This is a genomic window from Latilactobacillus sakei subsp. sakei DSM 20017 = JCM 1157 (genome assembly GCF_002370355.1).
Classification (GTDB): Bacteria; Bacillota; Bacilli; order Lactobacillales; family Lactobacillaceae; genus Latilactobacillus; species Latilactobacillus sakei.
Genome location: NZ_AP017929.1, coordinates 669,711 through 689,747 on the forward strand (window position 1 = coordinate 669,711; position 20,037 = coordinate 689,747).

Here is a 20,037-nt window from a genome sequence, read left to right on the forward strand (position 1 = left end):
TAGTTACATGCAAACTAACTGGTGGCAAAATGCAGTATTTTATCAAGTCTATCCAAGAAGTTTTCAAGATAGTAATGGAGATGGAATTGGTGATATTCAAGGTATTATTCAAAGATTAGATTACCTAGCTGATCTGGGTGTAAATGCAATTTGGCTATCACCAGTTTATCAATCCCCTAATGTTGATAATGGCTATGATATTTCAGATTATCAGGCAATTAATCCGGAATATGGTTCTATGGTGGATATGGAGCAGTTAATTGAAGCGGCGAAGATTCGTAAGATTAAAATTGTTATGGACTTAGTTGTTAATCATACAAGTGACCAACATCCATGGTTTTTAGAAGCACGAAAATCAAAAGATAATCCGTATCGTGATTTTTATATTTGGCGAGACCCTGCAACCGATGGTAGTGTTCCGAATGATTTACAAAGTAATTTTAAAGGATCAGCTTGGGCGTTTGATGCGGTTACTGGGCAATATTATTTACATTTTTATGCGAAAGAACAACCGGATTTAAATTGGCAAAATCCTAAAGTTAGAGAAGCTGTCTACCAGATGATGACTTGGTGGCTTCAAAAAGGGATTGGTGGTTTTAGGATGGACGTTATTGATTTGATAGGGAAGGAACCTGACCGCAAAATTAAGGAAAACGGACCACAATTACATGCGTATCTTCAAGAGATGAACGCAAGGGTACTTTCACAGTATGATGTAGTAACGGTTGGAGAGACATGGGGGGCAACACCCGAAATTGGCCAGATGTACAGTAATCCTAATCGCCACGAACTATCGATGATCTTTCAATTTGAACAAATTAATTTAGATAAACAATCAGGGATGACTCGCTGGGATTTAAAACCACTTATTCCAGCAGAGTTACATGCGGTATTTAGTAAATGGCAATTAGCGCTAGATGGCGTTGGTTGGAACTCATTATTTTGGAGTAATCATGATTTACCGCGAATTGTGTCACGTTGGGGAGACGATAGCCAGTATCGTGAAAAAAGTGCGCAAGCATTAGCAATTTACCTGCATATGCTTAAAGGAACACCGTATATTTATCAGGGTGAGGAGATTGGCATGACCAATTATCCAATTACGAGTTATCACGAAATTGAGGATATTGAGAGTCGGCGAGTTTACCAACAACGACAGCAACAAGGCTATGCGATAAGTGATATCCTAAATGGGATTAATGCTAAAGGTCGAGACAACGCGCGGCATCCGATGCAATGGAATGGTAAGAATCAATCAGGTTTCACAGATGGGACACCATGGTTACCGGTAAATCCTAACTATTTAGAAATCAATGTTGAATTGGCCAAACAAGATGAACGGTCTATTTATGCGACTTACCAGCAGTTAATAAAATTACGAAAACGTAACGCAATTATTCGCCAAGGCCGATTTGAAAATGTACCAACAGGTAATCAAAATGTGATTAGCTACAAACGGATGTTAGGAGAACAGAGTTGGTTAGTTATTATTAACTTATCTAAGAATAGAGAAAGTTATACGCTACCCATTCAGCACTTCGGGCCTAGTCAAAAAATTATTAGCAATAATTTATTATTAAATAAAATAGCGACAAGTGGTGTATTACAGCCGTATGATGCGTTGGTTGTAGCTATCGGGAATGAGGAAAAGTAACATGAGTGAATTATTAGTGGGCAGTGTGGAAGCCGGCGGAACTAAATTTGTTTGTGCCGTGGGAGATGAGCACTATCAAGTTAAGGATAAAGTAACATTTGCGACGACAACGCCACAAGAAACTTTAGCGCGAGTAGTCACCTTTTTTAAAAAATTCCCAAATGTGACAGTAATAACAGTCGCTTCATTTGGGCCAATCGAATTGCGGAAAAATCACGCTAAATATGGATATATTACAAATACTCCCAAGATTGGGTGGCATGATGTTGATTTTGTAGGTTATCTAAAGAAAGAACTTGCACGGCCAATTATTTTTACAACTGATGTTAATGGCTCAGCGTACGGTGAATATGTAGCTGCTCGGATAGCGCAACAACCTGTTGATTCGTTAGTTTACTACACAGTTGGAACGGGTGTTGGTGCCGGTGCTATTATTGATGGTCAGTTAATTGGAACCTTGGGCCATCCTGAAATGGGACACGTTCTCGTAAAACGACATCCGGATGATTTAAAATTTGAAGGAATCTGTCCATTTCACGGTGATTGCCTAGAGGGATTGATTGCTGGACCCACTTTTGAGAAGCGAGTAGGCAAAAAAGGACAGGATGTCGATCAGTCAGACCCAGTTTGGGATATTATGGCCTATTATTTAGCACAAGCTGTGGTGCAACAAACCTTGATTATTCGCCCTAATAAAATTATTTTAGGAGGCGGGGTAGTTAATAAAATCTTCTTAGATAAAGTTAGATTGCAATTTAAAGAACAATTAAACAATTATGTTGAAGTCCCTAAGTTAGAAGATTATATAACGATGCCGTTAGTTGAGAACAATGGATCGGCAACACTTGGAGATTTTGCATTAGCGTTAAAACAATACAATCAGAAATAAGTGTTAAGAAAAGCTAAGTTCACTTCAACTTGGCTTTTTTATTTTGACCGGAATACTCGCCATTCTTCTAAATCATGGTTTTCTTCAGTGTTAGATATGACTAAATTGGGCCCAAAGACTTGCTGGGTAGCTGAATGGCCAATGAATCCCACTAATGGACAGCTATTACACACAGAAAATGCGTCGTGGCAATGGGCCAGTGATTTATACTTCCCGGAATTAGGTAATGCGCGTCATTTTGATATCAGTACGGATTACTTAAATGCTTTTAGTTAATGATGGTTCTAACCACTTATAAATAGCGAAATTTATAATAGGCTGATAATTAATCAGTCTATTTTTTATGTATTTATTCGAGTTATAGCTATTCTATATTTTTTGATGTTAATTTTTATCTTATTAATAACTAAACAAATTTCTGTACATCACTAAGTGCAGTTCGTTAAAGTTAATCTATAACAAGTATCCACTATTGGATCTAGAGGGTAGTTGATACGTTGAAGACTTTACGAGGTGCAGATAATGATTGGTTTAAAAAATTTTTATCGTCAACACGTTGTAACTGTAACGTTCTTATTTTTTCTAATCGTTAGTATCGCAATGGTCGCCATTGTTTATTTACAACCTAATAAGATTTTATCTGGGGCCGATTATCATTTTCACATGAATAGAGTGGAGAACTTAGCGCTCTCAATTAAGCATGGCGATTTTTTCCCTAAAATAAGTTACTTTTTCATTGGTGGGATGGGTTATGCTGCGAGTCTTTTTTATCCAGATACATTTCTTTATCTACCAGCTATTTTAAGAGTGCTGGGCTTGTCGATTAAAGAAAGTTTCGTGATCTTCGCAATTTTTATCAATTTAAGTACTTTTCTGGTGACTTACGGTTCTGGTAAATTAGCAGGGTTTAGTAGGAAGAAGGCCTTAATCTTTGCTTTACTGTATGGTCTTAGTATCTATCGTTTTGCTGACCTAGTTAACCGTCAGGCAATCGGGGAAGTCATCGCGCTGACCTTTTTTCCGTTAGTCATTGTAATGATGACCAGGTTGAAGTCTGGTAAGCACCAGCATTGGTACCTGCTAGCTGTGGGGATGGTTGCGATTGGTTACAGCCATATGATTTCTGTAGAAATGATGGGTATTTTCATCGTGATCTACACGTTGTTGAACCTTAAGACGCTCTACAAAAATGGTAGTTTTAAGTATTTAATAGCATCCGGTGGGTTGTCACTTGGCCTATTAGCGCATTACTTCTTAGCCGTGGGCGAACAAATGGCAACGACAACGTTTCAAGTTTCTGCTCAACCGCTAGCCTTTTTATCAGACCGCACGCTAGCTTTTAAAGAAGTGGTCCGTAATTCGTTAACCAACGCCGTTTTCCACGCGAATACAGTCAATGTTGGAATCACGATTTTGTTAGGATTGGGAGTAGCGTGTTACCTATTCTGGCGGTCCAAAAATGACGGTGATTTAATTGTGATCGCACTCGGCCTGTTTATAATGGTCACGCCATTGATGCCTTGGCAATTATTCGACCATACGATTATTAATACAATCCAATTTCCATGGCGTTTTTTTGCAATCATCACAGCAATCGTCAGTTACTTGATTGCCAAGGATGATTTGCAATTATTGAATAATAAGTACTATTTCTACGCTATTATTCTGATGTTAGGCGTCGGAAATGTCATTTATGCGACAAACAGTATTCAAAATCAAAGTTGGCGTTTTAGAACCAATGCGCAATACAATCAACCTAATCCGTACTATATTGGTGCAGGGCATGAGTATCTACCCGAACAGACGGATTATCAAAAGATTTTGAAGCATAAAAAGCAAGTGATTCAGTATCAACCTGCTAAAGTCAAAATAGCCAATGTCCGGCATACATGGGGGCAGTATCAATTCGAATTTACGACGCTTAAGCACCAAAAAGCGGTTGTCGAGGTCCCGTTTATTTATTACAAGGGCTACGTTGCTACCATTAACCATGAGAAACGATTGATACCGATGCAAATGAATCCTCAAAATGGCTTAACGCAAATTACCTTAAAGGGCAGTGGGCAGGTGACGGTCTTTTACCAGCAAACGCCGCTTCAAAAGGTGGGGCACGTGATTAGTGTAGTTAGTCTGATTTCTTTGATAATGATTATTTACAAGGCGCAATCTAACAAAAAGCTTTACTAAGTTAGTAAAGCTTTTTTATTTTTAGTAAAAACAATGTTTTTATACGATTATTTTACTAATAAAATCCATTTTTTTAATTTTTACTAACTTGATGGCTATCAAGTTCTTTCAATTCGGGGCCTTCTATAATGGAGACAACAGATAGAAAGAAGGGATTCAAATGCGATTTCAAAGATGGTTGCAGGCGGTTAAGAATCAAATAGCGTTGGCCGTGGGGGTCTTAATTGCGGTGGCTTATGGTTGGTACTGGTTAGGTGGGCCGGTTGTTGTGATGCAAGGGTTACTGTTGGTTGCTTCAGTGCTTGGGGTGGCGCCAATTTTGATGCAGGCTTACCAAGCCTTGAAGGTCAAAGTGGTGAGCATCGATTTATTGGTGACCATTGCGGTGATCGGGGCCTTTGTTATTGGTGAATTCAACGAATCGGCGATTGTAACCTTTTTGTTCTTATTCGGGAGTTATCTTGAACAACGAACACTTAAAAAGACTCGAGAATCAATCCGGTCATTATCGGAGATGGCACCTCAAACCGCACAAGTGGTTGCAGATGACGGCACTGTGGCGGCAGTCGATGTTGACGATGTGGCAATTGGCGATCACGTTTTAGTCAAAGCGGGTGGTCAGGTGCCGGTCGATGGGACGGTTATCACGGGAAGTGCCTTTGTTAATGAAGCCAGTATCACGGGTGAAGCGCAGCTGGTTAAAAAAGAAGTTGGCGCCAGCGTCTATTCCGGCGCGATTGTCGACAATGGCACACTGACCGTAGTCGCTAATCAAGTTGGGGATGACACGACTTTTGCCCAAATTGTTGAATTGGTGGAAGAAGCGCAGGATAGTAAATCACCGGCGGAGAAGTTTATCGACCGTTTTGCGACTTACTACACACCCGCAGTGTTGGTATTAGCGTTAGTGGTCGGCTTGATCACACGCGATTTTAAATTAGCGATTACGATTTTAGTGTTGGGTTGCCCAGGCGCCTTAGTGATTGGTGCGCCAGTTTCAATCGTTGCCGGGATTGGTAACGGTGCGAAAAACGGCGTCTTGATTAAAGGCGGCGAGGTAGTTAACACGATGGCCGGGATCGATACAATGGTTTTCGATAAGACGGGGACGCTCACTAAAGGCGAAACGGCAGTAGCGCAAGTTGTGAACTATGCGACTGATGAAGCGACTGTTTTGAAATTAGCCGCAGCCGTCGAAAAGCAATCGGATCATCCATTAGCGCTGGCGGTGGTTAGTTATGCTCAACAACAAGGCTTAACGGCTTTACCGATTGTCACTCACATTGAAACGCTCAAAGGACTGGGCGTTAAAGCCCAAGTTGGGGAACAATTGGTTCGAATTGGCCGCGCGCAGTTATTGACTGACGCCGGTATTATCATTGATGAGCAACAACGCGCGGCGATTGAAGCCAGTCAACGGGCTGGGCAATCAACGGTGTTGGTGGCGATTAATCAAACGTTGGCACTGATTATCGGGATTGCGGATACGGTGAAACCAGAAGCCAAAGCAGCTTTGGCCCGTTTGAGAAAGGCCGGTGTTAAAAATCTTGTGATGCTGACCGGGGATAATGAACAAACAGCGGCAGCCATTGCCCGCGAAGTGGGGATCACAGAATTTCACGCGAACTTGTTACCAGCGGAGAAGGTTGATTATTTGAAGACGTATCAAGCAAAAGGCCAAAAAGTTGCCTTTATCGGGGATGGCATCAATGATAGTCCCTCATTAGCGCTTGCGGACATTGGGATCGCGATGGGTTCCGGCACAGATGTCGCAATTGAAACGTCGGATATTGTATTGATGCAATCGACACTTTCTGAAGTCGTCTACGCCGATTACCTCACTAAGGCGACAGCCCGTAATACGGTCCAAAACATCGTAATTGCGGTTGGAACGGTCGCGTTACTTCTATTAGGATTGATTTTAGGTTACGTTCAAATGGCCAGTGGGATGTTGGTTCACGAAATCAGCATTTTAGTCGTCATTTTAAACGCGATGCGCTTAATTCGGTTTAAAGTTCGCTAAACTTGATGGCGATCAATTTTTAATCATGCGACTAGCAGTATAGTGAAGGTACCAAATGAAGAAAAGGTGGTTTTTGTTATGGCGAAGTTAGTAATGCAATTAGATGAACTCTCATGTCCATCATGTATGCAAAAGATTCAAGCGGGTGTCAGTCAACAAGCAGGCGTCGAATCGGTCAAAGTGCTATTTAATGCAAGCAAAGTTAAAACTGAATATGATGAAACAACGACTAACCCAGAACAATTGACCCAAGTGGTTACGGATCTGGGCTACAACGTTAAAAGTGTGAAGGTTAAATAGGGGGCATTGAGATGTTAACAACAGCGGCAATTGAAGAACGTTACCAAGCAGAACTGAAACAAGCGGATGTGGATCACCATACACCAACAGCTGGTGCAATGATCGGCCACATTATGGCTAATCTCACAATCCAACGGCGCAAACTCCGTCAGATGAAGTGGTCTACCAAAGGGATTGATAATGGCACCTTCAAGGCACAAGTGGCAACTTTATTAACAGAAAATGATATGCTATTAGATAAGACGGCTGAACGATTGTTGGATGAGGGCGAAGTAATCCCGACGACCCAAGCGGAATACACTGAATACGGGATGCTTACTGAAAATGCCCGCATCAAGTATTGGGATGTGCCAGCTATGCTGGCGGAATTGGTCAACGATTTTAACACCGCCAACCTATTCGTATCACGGGCGATCAAGCTCGCCCAAAAAGAAGAACGATTTGCTTTGGCAGCTGATATGGTTGATATGCTAGGTTATAACCAACATCAAATTCGTGTATTGCAGAGCCAACTCGGTAAGGATGCACGTGAAGGCTTAGATGAAGAAGATGATGACTAAATAGAAGGAAGTGGGCGTGTGGCAACTATTGAACAACATATTTGTGCAGAACTAGTACCGATATTTAGTCACCTTAATCACAACAGTCTCCTGAAGATTTCGGCATTAACGCACCACGAAAAGATTACTAAGGGTCAGCAAGTCATTAGTCCGACTGCGCAAAAACGCCTAGTGATTCTGGCTAGTGGGAGTATTAAGGTTTATCAATTATCCGCAGCGGGTAAAGAACAACTATTGCGGATTATGGAACCGGGGGACTTTGAAGGTGAGAAGTTGCTCTTTACGAATCAGGAGGAACAAGTATATGGTGAGGCACTCCAAGACAGTGTAATCTGCACATTGCCGCGCGCACCTTTTCAAGAACTACTATTAACTTATCCGGAAATTAGTTTGAAACTTTTAGAAGTAACGGCTAATAAGATGATTAAGTTGGAACAACAAGCTAATCTGATGAATATCGAATCGGTTGAATCGCGAATTGTGACTTATCTATTGGCTTTGGTGAAGGTCAGTGAGGCGTTGACGGTTAAAATCCCGATGAAGTTAAAAGAATTAGCCACTTATATTGGAACAACGCCGGAAACTTTATCGCGGCAATTGAAGCAATTAGAACAGCGGCAATTGATAAAAAGACAAGGTCGACAGGTTGAAATATTAGATTATGAACGCTTGGAAGACTTCTATTAGTAGTGATTATGGCGTGTTGGTCAACAAATTTGAGAGATTTGTTGACCAACACGTTTTTCACCTATACCAATTCGTTGAAATAGTGGCGAAATCGCGATTTATAAGTGTTGTAAGGGATAATCAGTAGCGCAATTAGGGATGCTTTTTAGTGGATTAAAACGTTTTTTTTAAGCTTGGCAAAGGTTATTTTCAAGTTTTTTAAAAAATATTGAAAATAGTGATTGACGTTGTCCCACTAGGATGGTAAGATATTCTATGTTGTCGAGAGATGAACGTGTGATTGAAAAGTTGATAAAAATTATTTTTAAAAAGTAGTTGACATCAGCTTGATCGCATGATATGATTAATTGCGTTGCTTATGAGATTTTAAATTTTAAGTAACGGCGATTCATATAAGGTAGACCTTTGAAAACTGAACAAAGTTTTGATAAACCAAATGTGTAGGGTCGCCCTTCGGGGCACAACATATTTGCGAAGTCAATTTCGCTAGCAAATAAATTAAGTAACAAAACAAGAGCTACAAACTTTTAATCGAGAGTTTGATCCTGGCTCAGGACGAACGCTGGCGGCGTGCCTAATACATGCAAGTCGAACGCACTCTCGTTTAGATTGAAGGAGCTTGCTCCTGATTGATAAACATTTGAGTGAGTGGCGGACGGGTGAGTAACACGTGGGTAACCTGCCCTAAAGTGGGGGATAACATTTGGAAACAGATGCTAATACCGCATAAAACCTAACACCGCATGGTGTAGGGTTGAAAGATGGTTTCGGCTATCACTTTAGGATGGACCCGCGGTGCATTAGTTAGTTGGTGAGGTAAAGGCTCACCAAGACCGTGATGCATAGCCGACCTGAGAGGGTAATCGGCCACACTGGGACTGAGACACGGCCCAGACTCCTACGGGAGGCAGCAGTAGGGAATCTTCCACAATGGACGAAAGTCTGATGGAGCAACGCCGCGTGAGTGAAGAAGGTTTTCGGATCGTAAAACTCTGTTGTTGGAGAAGAATGTATCTGATAGTAACTGATCAGGTAGTGACGGTATCCAACCAGAAAGCCACGGCTAACTACGTGCCAGCAGCCGCGGTAATACGTAGGTGGCAAGCGTTGTCCGGATTTATTGGGCGTAAAGCGAGCGCAGGCGGTTTCTTAAGTCTGATGTGAAAGCCTTCGGCTCAACCGAAGAAGTGCATCGGAAACTGGGAAACTTGAGTGCAGAAGAGGACAGTGGAACTCCATGTGTAGCGGTGAAATGCGTAGATATATGGAAGAACACCAGTGGCGAAGGCGGCTGTCTGGTCTGTAACTGACGCTGAGGCTCGAAAGCATGGGTAGCAAACAGGATTAGATACCCTGGTAGTCCATGCCGTAAACGATGAGTGCTAGGTGTTGGAGGGTTTCCGCCCTTCAGTGCCGCAGCTAACGCATTAAGCACTCCGCCTGGGGAGTACGACCGCAAGGTTGAAACTCAAAGGAATTGACGGGGGCCCGCACAAGCGGTGGAGCATGTGGTTTAATTCGAAGCAACGCGAAGAACCTTACCAGGTCTTGACATCCTTTGACCACTCTAGAGATAGAGCTTTCCCTTCGGGGACAAAGTGACAGGTGGTGCATGGTTGTCGTCAGCTCGTGTCGTGAGATGTTGGGTTAAGTCCCGCAACGAGCGCAACCCTTATTACTAGTTGCCAGCATTTAGTTGGGCACTCTAGTGAGACTGCCGGTGACAAACCGGAGGAAGGTGGGGACGACGTCAAATCATCATGCCCCTTATGACCTGGGCTACACACGTGCTACAATGGATGGTACAACGAGTTGCGAGACCGCGAGGTTTAGCTAATCTCTTAAAACCATTCTCAGTTCGGATTGTAGGCTGCAACTCGCCTACATGAAGCCGGAATCGCTAGTAATCGCGGATCAGCATGCCGCGGTGAATACGTTCCCGGGCCTTGTACACACCGCCCGTCACACCATGAGAGTTTGTAACACCCAAAGCCGGTGAGGTAACCCTTCGGGGAGCCAGCCGTCTAAGGTGGGACAGATGATTAGGGTGAAGTCGTAACAAGGTAGCCGTAGGAGAACCTGCGGCTGGATCACCTCCTTTCTAAGGAATAATACGGAAAACCTTGTACATTTGCGAAATCAAAACTTTGTTTAGTTTTGAGAGGTCTACTCTCATCATTAAGGACGTTTTTGGGCCTATAGCTCAGCTGGTTAGAGCGCACGCCTGATAAGCGTGAGGTCGATGGTTCGAGTCCATTTAGGCCCATTGTACCAATTTAATAGTTTCATTATGGGGGATTAGCTCAGCTGGGAGAGCGCCTGCTTTGCACGCAGGAGGTCATCGGTTCGATCCCGTTATCCTCCATTGATGACAATAGTCATCGTAACTTTGTTCTTTGAAAACTGGATAATAAGTAATATATTAGTTTTAAAAGCCGAGAAAAACATTGCGTTTTAAAGAGTTTTTTAATAATAGAAATATGAATTAGTTCATATCGCTAAACTCAAATAATAACCCTTTACCGTAGGTAAAGATAGGTTAAGTTATAAAGGGCGCATGGTGGATGCCTTGGCACTAGGAGCCGATGAAGGACGGTACTAACACCGATATGCTTCGGGGAGCTGTAAGTAAGCTTTGATCCGGAGATTTCCGAATGGGGGAACCCAATACTTTTAATCGAGTATTATCATTAAGTGAATACATAGCTTAATGAAGGTAGACGAGGGGAACTGAAACATCTAAGTACCTTCAGGAAGAGAAAGAAAAATCGATTCCCTAAGTAGCGGCGAGCGAACGGGGAAGAGCCCAAACCAAGAAGCTTGCTTCTTGGGGTTGTAGGACAGAACTTTGGAGTTACCAAGTTAAGTTGTAATCGAATCAGCTGGGAAGTTGAGTCAAAGAGTGTGATAACCACGTAGATTAAACAACTTGACCTCCGTTCTGGATCCTGAGTACGGCGGAACACGTGAAATTCCGTCGGAATCCGGGAGGACCATCTCCCAAGGCTAAATACTCCCTAGTGACCGATAGTGAACCAGTACCGTGAGGGAAAGGTGAAAAGCACCCCGGAAGGGGAGTGAAATAGATCCTGAAACCATGTGCCTACAATTAGTCAAAGCTCGTTAATGAGTGATGGCGTGCCTTTTGTAGAATGAACCGGCGAGTTACGTTTATATGCGAGGTTAAAGTGAAAAGCTGGAGCCGTAGCGAAAGCGAGTCTGAAATGGGCGAGTGAGTATATAGATGTAGACCCGAAACCAAGTGACCTACCCATGTCCAGGTTGAAGGTGTGGTAAAACACACTGGAGGACCGAACCCACGTCAGTTGAAAATGGCGGGGATGAGGTGTGGGTAGCGGTGAAATTCCAATCGAACTTGGAGATAGCTGGTTCTCTCCGAAATAGCTTTAGGGCTAGCCTCGGAATATTGGATCATGGAGGTAGAGCACTGTTTGGACTAGGGGCCCGTCATGGGTTACTGAATTCAGATAAACTCCGAATACCATTGATTTAGTTCCGGGAGTCAGACTGCGAGTGATAAGATCCGTAGTCGAAAGGGAAACAGCCCAGATCACCAGTTAAGGTCCCAAAATTTATGTTAAGTGGAAAAGGATGTGGCGGTGCACAGACAACTAGGATGTTGGCTCAGAAGCAGCCACCATTTAAAGAGTGCGTAATAGCTCACTAGTCGAGTGCCGCTGCGCCGAAAATGTACCGGGGCTAAACATAATACCGAAACTGTGGGTGGACACGTAAGTGTCCGCGGTAGGAGAGCGTTCTAAGGGCGACGAAGCTAGATCGTAAGGACTAGTGGAGCGCTTAGAAGTGAGAATGCCGGCATGAGTAGCGAAAGATCAGTGAGAATCTGATCCACCGTATGACTAAGGTTTCCTGGGGAAGGCTCGTCCTCCCAGGGTTAGTCGGGACCTAAGGCGAGGCCGAGAGGCGTAGTCGATGGATAACAGGTTGATATTCCTGTACTAGTTTATTTTGTTTGAATGATGGAGGGACGCAGGAAGCTAAGGAATGCACACGACTGGAAATGTGTGTCCAAGCAACAAGTCTTGAGTTGAGTGAAATGCTTGATTCTTTAAGGACAAGTTGTGATGGGGAGCGAAATTAAGTAGCGAAGTTCCTGATGTTACACTGCCAAGAAAAGCTTCTAGTGAGAAATAAACTACCCGTACCGTAAACCGACACAGGTGGTCGAGGAGAATATCCTAAGGTGAGCGAGTGAACTCTCGTTAAGGAACTCGGCAAAATGACCCCGTAACTTCGGGAGAAGGGGTGCTGACCGTCAGGTCAGCCGCAGTGAATAGGCCCAAACAACTGTTTATCAAAAACACAGGTCTCTGCAAAATCGTAAGATGACGTATAGGGGCTGACGCCTGCCCGGTGCTGGAAGGTTAAGAGGATGAGTTAGCGCAAGCGAAGCCCAGAATTGAAGCCCCAGTAAACGGCGGCCGTAACTATAACGGTCCTAAGGTAGCGAAATTCCTTGTCGGGTAAGTTCCGACCCGCACGAAAGGCGTAATGATTTGGGCACTGTCTCAACGAGAGACTCGGTGAAATTATAATACCCGTGAAGATGCGGGTTACCCGCGACAGGACGGAAAGACCCCATGGAGCTTTACTGTAGCTTGATATTGAGTGTTTGTACAGTTTGTACAGGATAGGTAGGAGCCGTAGAAATCGGAACGCTAGTTTCGATTGAGGCGTTGGTGGGATACTACCCTAACTGTATGACCACTCTAACCCGCGCCACTTAGCGTGGCGGGAGACAGTGTCAGGTGGGCAGTTTGACTGGGGCGGTCGCCTCCTAAAGTGTAACGGAGGCGCTCAAAGGTTCTCTCAGAATGGTTGGAAATCATTCGTAGAGTGTAAAGGTATAAGAGAGCTTGACTGTGAGATTGACAAATCGAGCAGGGACGAAAGTCGGACTTAGTGATCCGGTGGTTCCGTATGGAAGGGCCATCGCTCAACGGATAAAAGCTACCCTGGGGATAACAGGCTTATCTCCCCCAAGAGTCCACATCGACGGGGAGGTTTGGCACCTCGATGTCGGCTCATCGCATCCTGGGGCTGTAGTCGGTCCCAAGGGTTGGGCTGTTCGCCCATTAAAGCGGTACGCGAGCTGGGTTCAGAACGTCGTGAGACAGTTCGGTCCCTATCCGTCGCGGGCGCAGGAAATTTGAGAGGAGCTGTCCTTAGTACGAGAGGACCGGGATGGACATACCTCTGGTGTACCAGTTGTGCCGCCAGGCGCATCGCTGGGTAGCTATGTATGGCAGGGATAAACGCTGAAAGCATCTAAGTGTGAAGCCCCCCTCGAGATGAGATTTCCCATTCCTTTATGGAAGTAAGACCCCTGAAAGATGATCAGGTAGATAGGCTAGGAGTGGAAGTACAGCGATGTATGGAGCGGACTAGTACTAATCGGTCGAGGACTTAACCAAAGGTGCAATGTTAGGCTTTTGAAATGAAAATATTACTTATTATGCAGTTTTGAGAGAACGAAGTTCTTCTCAGTGCGCAAGCACAAATAGTGTGGTGGCGATAGCAAGAAGGATACACCTGTTCCCATGTCGAACACAGTAGTTAAGCTTCTTAGCGCCGATAGTAGTTGGTGGGAAACTACCTGCGAGGATAGGACGTTGCCACGCTATATTTAATGGAGGTTTAGCTCAGTTGGGAGAGCGTCTGCCTTACAAGCAGAGGGTCACAGATTCGAGCCCTGTAACCTCCATTGAGTCGTTAGCTCAGTTGGTAGAGCATCTGACTTTTAATCAGAGGGTCGACAGTTCGAGCCTGTCACGACTCATCGGCCAAGTTACACGCCAAAATGCGGGTGTGGCGGAATTGGCAGACGCGCTAGATTTAGGTTCTAGTGTCTATATAGACGTGGGGGTTCAAGTCCCTTCACCCGCATTCAATTGAATATTCAATGAAAGTTATCTTATTATGCCGACTTAGCTCAGTTGGTAGAGCATCTGATTTGTAATCAGAGGGTCGGGCGTTCGAATCGTCTAGTCGGCATTAAGATGCGGAAGTAGTTCAGTGGTAGAACATCACCTTGCCATGGTGGGGGTCGCGGGTTCGAATCCCGTCTTCCGCTTTCATTATGATTAAGCCGGGGTGGCGGAACTGGCAGACGCACGGGACTTAAAATCCCGCGGTAGGTGACTACCGTACCGGTTCGATTCCGGTCCTCGGCATCATAATGAAAAATGCACCCATAGCGCAACTGGATAGAGTGTCTGACTACGAATCAGAAGGTTGTAGGTTCGACTCCTACTGGGTGCATATAACGGGAAATAGCTCAGCTTGGTAGAGCACCTGGTTTGGGACCAGGGGGTCGCAGGTTCGAATCCTGTTTTCCCGACTGGATACAAAAAGTTAATAAAAAATGCGGAAGTAGTTCAGTGGTAGAACATCACCTTGCCATGGTGGGGGTCGCGGGTTCGAATCCCGTCTTCCGCTTTTTTTGTACCCGTAAATAATTAAATAACTCTCCGGGAAGTAGCTCAGTTTGGTAGAGCACTACGTTCGGGGCGTAGGGGCCGCAAGTTCAAATCTTGTTTTCCCGACTCTCAAAGACTTGTTGTCGAACAAGTCTTTTTTTGTGCAGTTCTTCAAACTTTCCTTTTGAACGAATAATCGTTATAATAATAGTCAACGTTAGTCAAAGTTAAATTTTTAGACTGAATTATAAGCGCTGAAGAATGAAAAAAAGGGATTGATCTATTTGCAAAGTCAGAATATCTCGGATATTATTGAAGCCTATTTAAAAAAAATATTGGCTGACAGCGAGCAGATTGAAATTCGACGCTCCGAAATTGCTAAACTATTTAACTGTGTCCCGTCACAAATCAACTATGTGATTAATACCCGTTTTACAGAACAACGGGGGTATGTCGTCAATAGTAAGCGTGGCGGGGGCGGCTACATTCGCATCGTTAAGGTTCAATTCTTAGATGATCGCGACTTTTTAGAAGCGTTGATTGGTAGTGTTGAGGATCGAATCTCGCAAGCCGATACATTAGCTATTATCCAAAAACTCTATGATGAGCAGATTTTATCGCAAAAAGAGGGGAATTTGGTATTAGCAATGCTCAATGCGCAGACATTAGCCGTCAATGATAAGCAGTTAGAAGAGCAATTACGCGCACGAATGCTAATTGCTGTCTTAGAAAGATTACGTTACGAAATTAAGTAAAGAGTGGGGGATTATCCATGAATAATCTATTTACACCAAGTGCCAAAAACGTTTTAATGTTAGCGCAAGAACAAGCTAAGAAGTTTAATCATCATGCATTAGGGACGGAACATCTGTTATTAGCGCTCGTCCTCGAAAGCGAAGGGATTGCTGGGAACGCACTACGTGAACTCGGTGTGACACCCACTGATGTCTTAGAAGAAATTGAACGCTTAACCGGTTATGGTGATTCAATCGTTGCCATGGGTGTGGGCGGCTATTTGCCATACTCACCTAAAGCTAAACAAGTGCTAGATTTAGCGCGCGTTGAATCACAACAAGCTAACTCAGTCAAAATCGGGACGGCACACCTATTACTAGCGTTATTACGCGATGATGACATTATTGCGGCTCGTATTCTATTAAACTTAGGCCTCAGTTTAGCCAAAACACGTCAATTATTACTCCAAAAGATGGGGATTGATGCTGCAACTGCTAAGAAACGCGCTAAAGCCAGTGCTAAAAAGGTTGATCAAGAAGGCACGCCTACTTTGAATCAATTGGCACGCGATTTAACCCAAATGGCCCGCGAAAATCAAATTGATCCAGTCGTTGGTCGTGATTCAGAAGTTAAACGACTCGTGCAAATCCTAGCACGTCGTTCTAAAAATAATCCCGTTTTAGTTGGCGAACCCGGTGTCGGTAAAACAGCGATTGCTGAAGGCTTTGCCCAACGGATTATCAACGGTGATGTGCCAAGCGACATGCAACAAAAACGGTTAATGATGCTTGATATGGGCTCATTAGTCGCTGGCACTAAGTATCGTGGGGAATTTGAAGATCGTCTCAAGAAGATTATTGAAGAAATCCATGAAGATGGCCAAGTAATCCTCTTTATCGATGAATTGCATACCTTAATTGGTGCTGGTGGGGCAGAAGGCGCAATTGACGCCTCAAATATTTTGAAACCAGCCCTCGCCCGTGGCGAATTGCAATTAATCGGTGCAACAACACTTGATGAATACCAAAAATACATCGAAAAAGATGCAGCTCTAGAACGGCGCTTCGCGACGGTGACGGTTGATGAACCAACACCAGAAGATGCGGAACAAATCTTACGCGGGTTACGACCACGTTATGAAGAACATCACGGCATCACAATCTCTGATGAAGCATTACACGAAGCCGTTGTTTTAGCGAACCGTTATATCACAAACCGTTTCTTACCTGATAAGGCAATTGATTTGATGGATGAGGCGGCTGCAAAGGTCAGATTAGATGCTGTTAACCAAAAATCACCAATCGATCGCTTAGAAACTGAATTGCAATCGTTGGCGAAAGAAAAAGAAGTCGCAGTTGGTGCACAAGACTTTGAAAAAGCCGCTGCCATTCACGAAAAAGAAATTATTGCTAAGGCTAAAATGGCTAAGCGCCAAGCAGCCGAACAAGAAAATGGTGTCCGGACAGATATTCAAGTCCAACCAGAAGATATCGCACAAGTCGTTGCCCAATGGACGGGTGTGCCAGTCACTCAATTGCAACGTAAAGAAAGCGAACGCTTGTTGCAACTTGAAAAAGTCTTGCATGAACGGGTTGTTGGCCAAGAAGAAGCGATTTCAGCTGTGGCCTGTGCAATTCGTCGGGCCCGCAGTGGTTTGAAGGATCCTAAGCGCCCAATCGGTTCATTTATGTTCTTAGGCCCTACTGGGGTTGGGAAGACCGAATTGGCCAAAGCATTGGCAGAAGCCATGTTTGGGTCTGAAGACAACTTGATTCGGGTTGATATGTCAGAATACATGGAACGTTACAGTACGAGCCGGTTAGTCGGGGCAGCACCTGGTTACGTCGGTTATGACGAAGGTGGCCAATTAACTGAAAAAGTCCGCAATAAACCTTATTCCGTTGTTCTTTTTGATGAAGTTGAAAAGGCTCATCCAGACGTCTTCAATATCTTGTTACAAGTCTTAGATGATGGCTATTTGACAGATTCTAAGGGTCGGAAAGTTGATTTCCGGAATACAATCATGATCATGACGTCTAACTTAGGGGCAACAGCCTTACGTGATGACAAGTCAGTTGGTTTTGGGGTCAAAGATGTCACTGCCGATTACAAAGCAATGCAAGGCCGGATTTTGGAAGAATTGAAGAAGTCATTCCGCCCAGAATTCTTAAACCGAATCGATGAAACGGTGGTCTTCCATTCATTAACACAACCTGAATTGCGTGAAATCGTCAAGATTATGTCCAAAGGCATCTTAAACCGCTTAGCGGAACAAGGTGTCAAGATCAAGATGACTGCTGCAGCGATGGATGTTGTGGCTAAAGCCGGCTTTGATCCAGAATACGGTGCGCGCCCAATTCGTCGTGCATTACAAACGCAAGTTGAAGATCGCTTGAGTGAAGCCTTATTGGCTGGTGAAATCACGACTGATACACCAGTGACAATTGGGGCTACCAAAGGTGAAATTACCATTAATAGTAAAAAAGAAAAAACAACTGTTAAATAAAAGTGAGTACCAGCAACATTAAAAAGCGCCCAGACAAATTGATTTTGTCTGGGCGTTTTTTTAGTGTTATTAATGATCCGGTTGAATCGTTAGCAATGTTTGGAGTTGTTCGATTTCGGTTTTGATGGCCGCACCGATATTGGTTTGACTCACTCGTTGGCGTTGGCTAACTTGGTCGATGACCCGCCGTGTTGAGATGATGTCTTTCATATTAGCAATCGCATCCGCCTTGGTGGTGAAGGGTTGGTGAGTCACCAGCTGCATCCCGTAAGAATTATAGAGTAAGGTAAAGCCGCCGATACCAGTTGTGTGATGGTAAGCTTTTGAAAAGCCACCATCAATCACAATCATCTGGCGGTTAGCCATAATGGGGTCGTGGCCTTTTTTGACCGGCGTGTGGCCGTTTAGGATATGACCGGTTTCAGGAGAAAGATTGAATTCGCTGAGGAGTTGCTGAATAAAATCAGCGTCGTGGCGCAGACTGTAATAGGCGTTCTTAGTTTCAACGTGGGTCTCGGGATCTGGACAGAAGTAACGTTCAAACGTCGTCATCGCGTTCTTACCAAAGAGTGGTGACAACGGCCCCGTCCATAGATACCATAATAAGTCTGTCGAGAGGTTTGCTTGGTGTAAGGGGTGGTTGAAACTCGAGCGAATTTGTTGATCAAAGAAATCGAGCAGTTGTTTGCCGACATAGTTTTGATTAGCGAGGGTCAATGTCAGGAAGTGTCCCTCAGCATCGACGGGCAAGCAGCCGTGAAAGAGTAAGTTTTGATTGTAAATGCGGTACATACTACCGTGATCAATTAAAAAGGTCAGGTGTTTACGCAATTTCTGACAACGCGTGAAGGCGGCCAGTAAATCCGCGATGATTTGGCTTTCTTCCGCCGTTAAAGCTTCGGGGTTCTCAGGATTAACCAGTTGGAAACAGGTGTTTTCTAGGGGATATTCCTGCCCGTTGAGGTGCAAGATGCGGCGCTTAAAGTCGACTTGCGACAATAGGAGCCGGTGATCCATGTTGAATTCGGGATGGCGTTTAATCACCGTTAACTCGAGTTTGAATTGCATGATAGCTAACGCTTGTTGGACCTGGCTGATTTTTAGTTTTTCCGCACGCGTTAGTGGGCCTTGATTAGGATCTTCAACCGGCATGAAGGCGGAATTAGCTTGATAGTGTTGGGCCGCAAAACGGACCAAGTCGGTTAAATCAATCCCATAAGTTTCTTCAATGATTGCGAGGTTATTGTAACGGGCACAAATTCGCAGTAAGTTTAGCAAACAAAGTTCAGAACCACTGGCCGCACCGAACCATAGAATGTCGTGATTCCCCCATTGGACATCGACCGCTGGCAATTGGGTTAATTGGTCAACAATCAAATCGGGATGAGGCCCCCGGTCGTAAATATCACCAATGATGTGCCATTGATCAACAACGAGGCGCTGAATCGTGTGACTTGTGGCGATGATTAACGCGTCGGCTTGGCCTAATTCAATAATGGTCGCGGTAATTTCTTGGAAGTAACGCTTTTTATCAACATTGGCAACATCGCCGTACATTAATTCTTCGGTGATGTAGACGAAGTCGGGGGCCATCGCTTTACGGACTTTAGAACGTGTGTATTTTGTTGAAACGAATTTAAGCAGGTCAATCATGCGTTTAAAAGTCGTCAGGTACCACTGATTTAATTCATTCTCTGAAAGGGCCTTGTGCTTGAGCGCTAATCGTTCGGTTGGGTAGTAGACGAGAAAAGCGAAGGCTTGCATTGTCTCGGGTGTCATCTCACCGGAGAAGAGTTCATTGATTTTTTGGCGCAAATTACCAGCGCCGGTCCGGATGAGATGCTGGAAGGCGTCGTATTCACCGTGCAGGTCGCTCATAAAGGCCTCGGTTGGTTTAGGCAAATTTAAGATGGCCTTGAGATTGATGATTTCAGAAGTGACGGCCATTTTAGTTGGGTATTTATCGGATAGCGTTTTCATTTTATTGTTTATCATGAATAAGACTCCTCCATAAACTGATAGTTTAGATTATACC

At 44.2% G+C, this 20,037-nt stretch carries 11 protein-coding genes, 12 tRNA genes and 3 rRNA genes; 25 read left to right on the forward strand and 1 reads right to left on the reverse strand.

Annotation, left to right across the window (positions count from 1 at the left end; translation table 11 throughout):
* Positions 1 to 7: 7 nt before the first annotated feature.
* The 25 genes from LEUCM_RS03295 (at position 8) to LEUCM_RS03415 (ending at position 18,002) form a co-directional block, all read left to right on the forward strand.
* Positions 8 to 1,654 carry a glycoside hydrolase family 13 protein gene (locus LEUCM_RS03295; RefSeq protein ID WP_025016187.1) on the forward strand — a complete coding sequence of 549 codons (1,647 nt, stop codon included), beginning with the start codon at positions 8 to 10 and terminating at the stop codon, positions 1,652 to 1,654.
* A 1-nt stretch (position 1,655) separates the two neighbouring features.
* Positions 1,656 to 2,543 (forward strand): fructokinase ScrK, encoded by an 888-nt coding sequence (gene scrK, locus LEUCM_RS03300; protein ID WP_016265734.1) that lies wholly within the window; start codon positions 1,656 to 1,658, stop codon positions 2,541 to 2,543.
* Positions 2,544 to 2,819 carry a GH25 family lysozyme gene (locus LEUCM_RS03305; protein ID WP_226474502.1) on the forward strand — a complete coding sequence of 92 codons (276 nt, stop codon included), beginning with the start codon at positions 2,544 to 2,546 and terminating at the stop codon, positions 2,817 to 2,819.
* A gap of 246 nt (positions 2,820 to 3,065) precedes the next feature.
* On the forward strand, positions 3,066 to 4,730 hold the full coding sequence (locus tag LEUCM_RS03310) for a putative glycosyltransferase family protein (protein ID WP_016265732.1): 1,665 nt from the start codon (positions 3,066 to 3,068) through the stop codon (positions 4,728 to 4,730).
* Between the two features lie 160 nt (positions 4,731 to 4,890).
* On the forward strand, positions 4,891 to 6,753 hold the full coding sequence (locus LEUCM_RS03315) for a heavy metal translocating P-type ATPase (protein ID WP_025016189.1): 1,863 nt from the start codon (positions 4,891 to 4,893) through the stop codon (positions 6,751 to 6,753).
* Between the two features lie 78 nt (positions 6,754 to 6,831).
* Entirely contained in the window at positions 6,832 to 7,053 is a 222-nt protein-coding gene (locus LEUCM_RS03320; RefSeq protein WP_011375465.1) for a heavy-metal-associated domain-containing protein, read from the forward strand.
* Between the two features lie 11 nt (positions 7,054 to 7,064).
* On the forward strand, positions 7,065 to 7,613 hold the full coding sequence (locus tag LEUCM_RS03325; RefSeq protein ID WP_025016190.1) for a ferritin-like domain-containing protein: 549 nt from the start codon (positions 7,065 to 7,067) through the stop codon (positions 7,611 to 7,613).
* Between the two features lie 18 nt (positions 7,614 to 7,631).
* Positions 7,632 to 8,300 (forward strand): Crp/Fnr family transcriptional regulator, encoded by a 669-nt coding sequence (locus LEUCM_RS03330; RefSeq protein ID WP_025016191.1) that lies wholly within the window; start codon positions 7,632 to 7,634, stop codon positions 8,298 to 8,300.
* Between the two features lie 527 nt (positions 8,301 to 8,827).
* Positions 8,828 to 10,401: ribosomal RNA gene (locus LEUCM_RS03335) — 16S ribosomal RNA — on the forward strand.
* A 91-nt stretch (positions 10,402 to 10,492) separates the two neighbouring features.
* Positions 10,493 to 10,566: transfer RNA gene (locus LEUCM_RS03340), tRNA-Ile, on the forward strand.
* 26 nt (positions 10,567 to 10,592) lie between these two features.
* A tRNA-Ala gene (locus tag LEUCM_RS03345) sits at positions 10,593 to 10,665 on the forward strand.
* Between the two features lie 172 nt (positions 10,666 to 10,837).
* Positions 10,838 to 13,756: ribosomal RNA gene (locus LEUCM_RS03350) — 23S ribosomal RNA — on the forward strand.
* Positions 13,757 to 13,846: 90 nt separating this feature from the next.
* Positions 13,847 to 13,963: ribosomal RNA gene (rrf, locus tag LEUCM_RS03355) — 5S ribosomal RNA — on the forward strand.
* The 16S, 23S and 5S rRNA genes sit together here with 12 tRNA genes alongside, the layout of an rRNA operon.
* 10 nt (positions 13,964 to 13,973) lie before the next feature.
* Positions 13,974 to 14,046, forward strand: a tRNA-Val gene (locus LEUCM_RS03360).
* Between the two features lie 2 nt (positions 14,047 to 14,048).
* Positions 14,049 to 14,121 (forward strand) — tRNA-Lys (locus LEUCM_RS03365).
* A 23-nt stretch (positions 14,122 to 14,144) separates the two neighbouring features.
* Positions 14,145 to 14,228, forward strand: a tRNA-Leu gene (locus LEUCM_RS03370).
* A gap of 35 nt (positions 14,229 to 14,263) precedes the next feature.
* Positions 14,264 to 14,336, forward strand: a tRNA-Thr gene (locus tag LEUCM_RS03375).
* Between the two features lie 7 nt (positions 14,337 to 14,343).
* Positions 14,344 to 14,415: transfer RNA gene (locus LEUCM_RS03380), tRNA-Gly, on the forward strand.
* Positions 14,416 to 14,429: 14 nt separating this feature from the next.
* Positions 14,430 to 14,515: transfer RNA gene (locus LEUCM_RS03385), tRNA-Leu, on the forward strand.
* Between the two features lie 14 nt (positions 14,516 to 14,529).
* A tRNA-Arg gene (locus LEUCM_RS03390) sits at positions 14,530 to 14,603 on the forward strand.
* Positions 14,604 to 14,608: 5 nt separating this feature from the next.
* Positions 14,609 to 14,682: transfer RNA gene (locus LEUCM_RS03395), tRNA-Pro, on the forward strand.
* Between the two features lie 26 nt (positions 14,683 to 14,708).
* A tRNA-Gly gene (locus tag LEUCM_RS03400) sits at positions 14,709 to 14,780 on the forward strand.
* Positions 14,781 to 14,813: 33 nt separating this feature from the next.
* Positions 14,814 to 14,887 (forward strand) — tRNA-Pro (locus LEUCM_RS03405).
* Between the two features lie 158 nt (positions 14,888 to 15,045).
* Complete coding sequence (locus LEUCM_RS03410; RefSeq protein WP_016265729.1) at positions 15,046 to 15,516, forward strand: CtsR family transcriptional regulator; 471 nt, start codon at positions 15,046 to 15,048, stop codon at positions 15,514 to 15,516.
* A gap of 17 nt (positions 15,517 to 15,533) precedes the next feature.
* Positions 15,534 to 18,002 (forward strand): ATP-dependent Clp protease ATP-binding subunit, encoded by a 2,469-nt coding sequence (locus tag LEUCM_RS03415; RefSeq protein WP_056936454.1) that lies wholly within the window; start codon positions 15,534 to 15,536, stop codon positions 18,000 to 18,002.
* A 69-nt stretch (positions 18,003 to 18,071) separates the two neighbouring features.
* Here the strand turns inward: LEUCM_RS03415 and LEUCM_RS03420 are convergent, their stop codons facing one another.
* On the reverse strand, positions 18,072 to 19,997 hold the full coding sequence (locus tag LEUCM_RS03420) for a fructose-bisphosphatase class III (protein WP_035147336.1): 1,926 nt from the start codon (positions 19,995 to 19,997) through the stop codon (positions 18,072 to 18,074).
* Between the last annotated feature and the right edge of the window lie 40 nt (positions 19,998 to 20,037).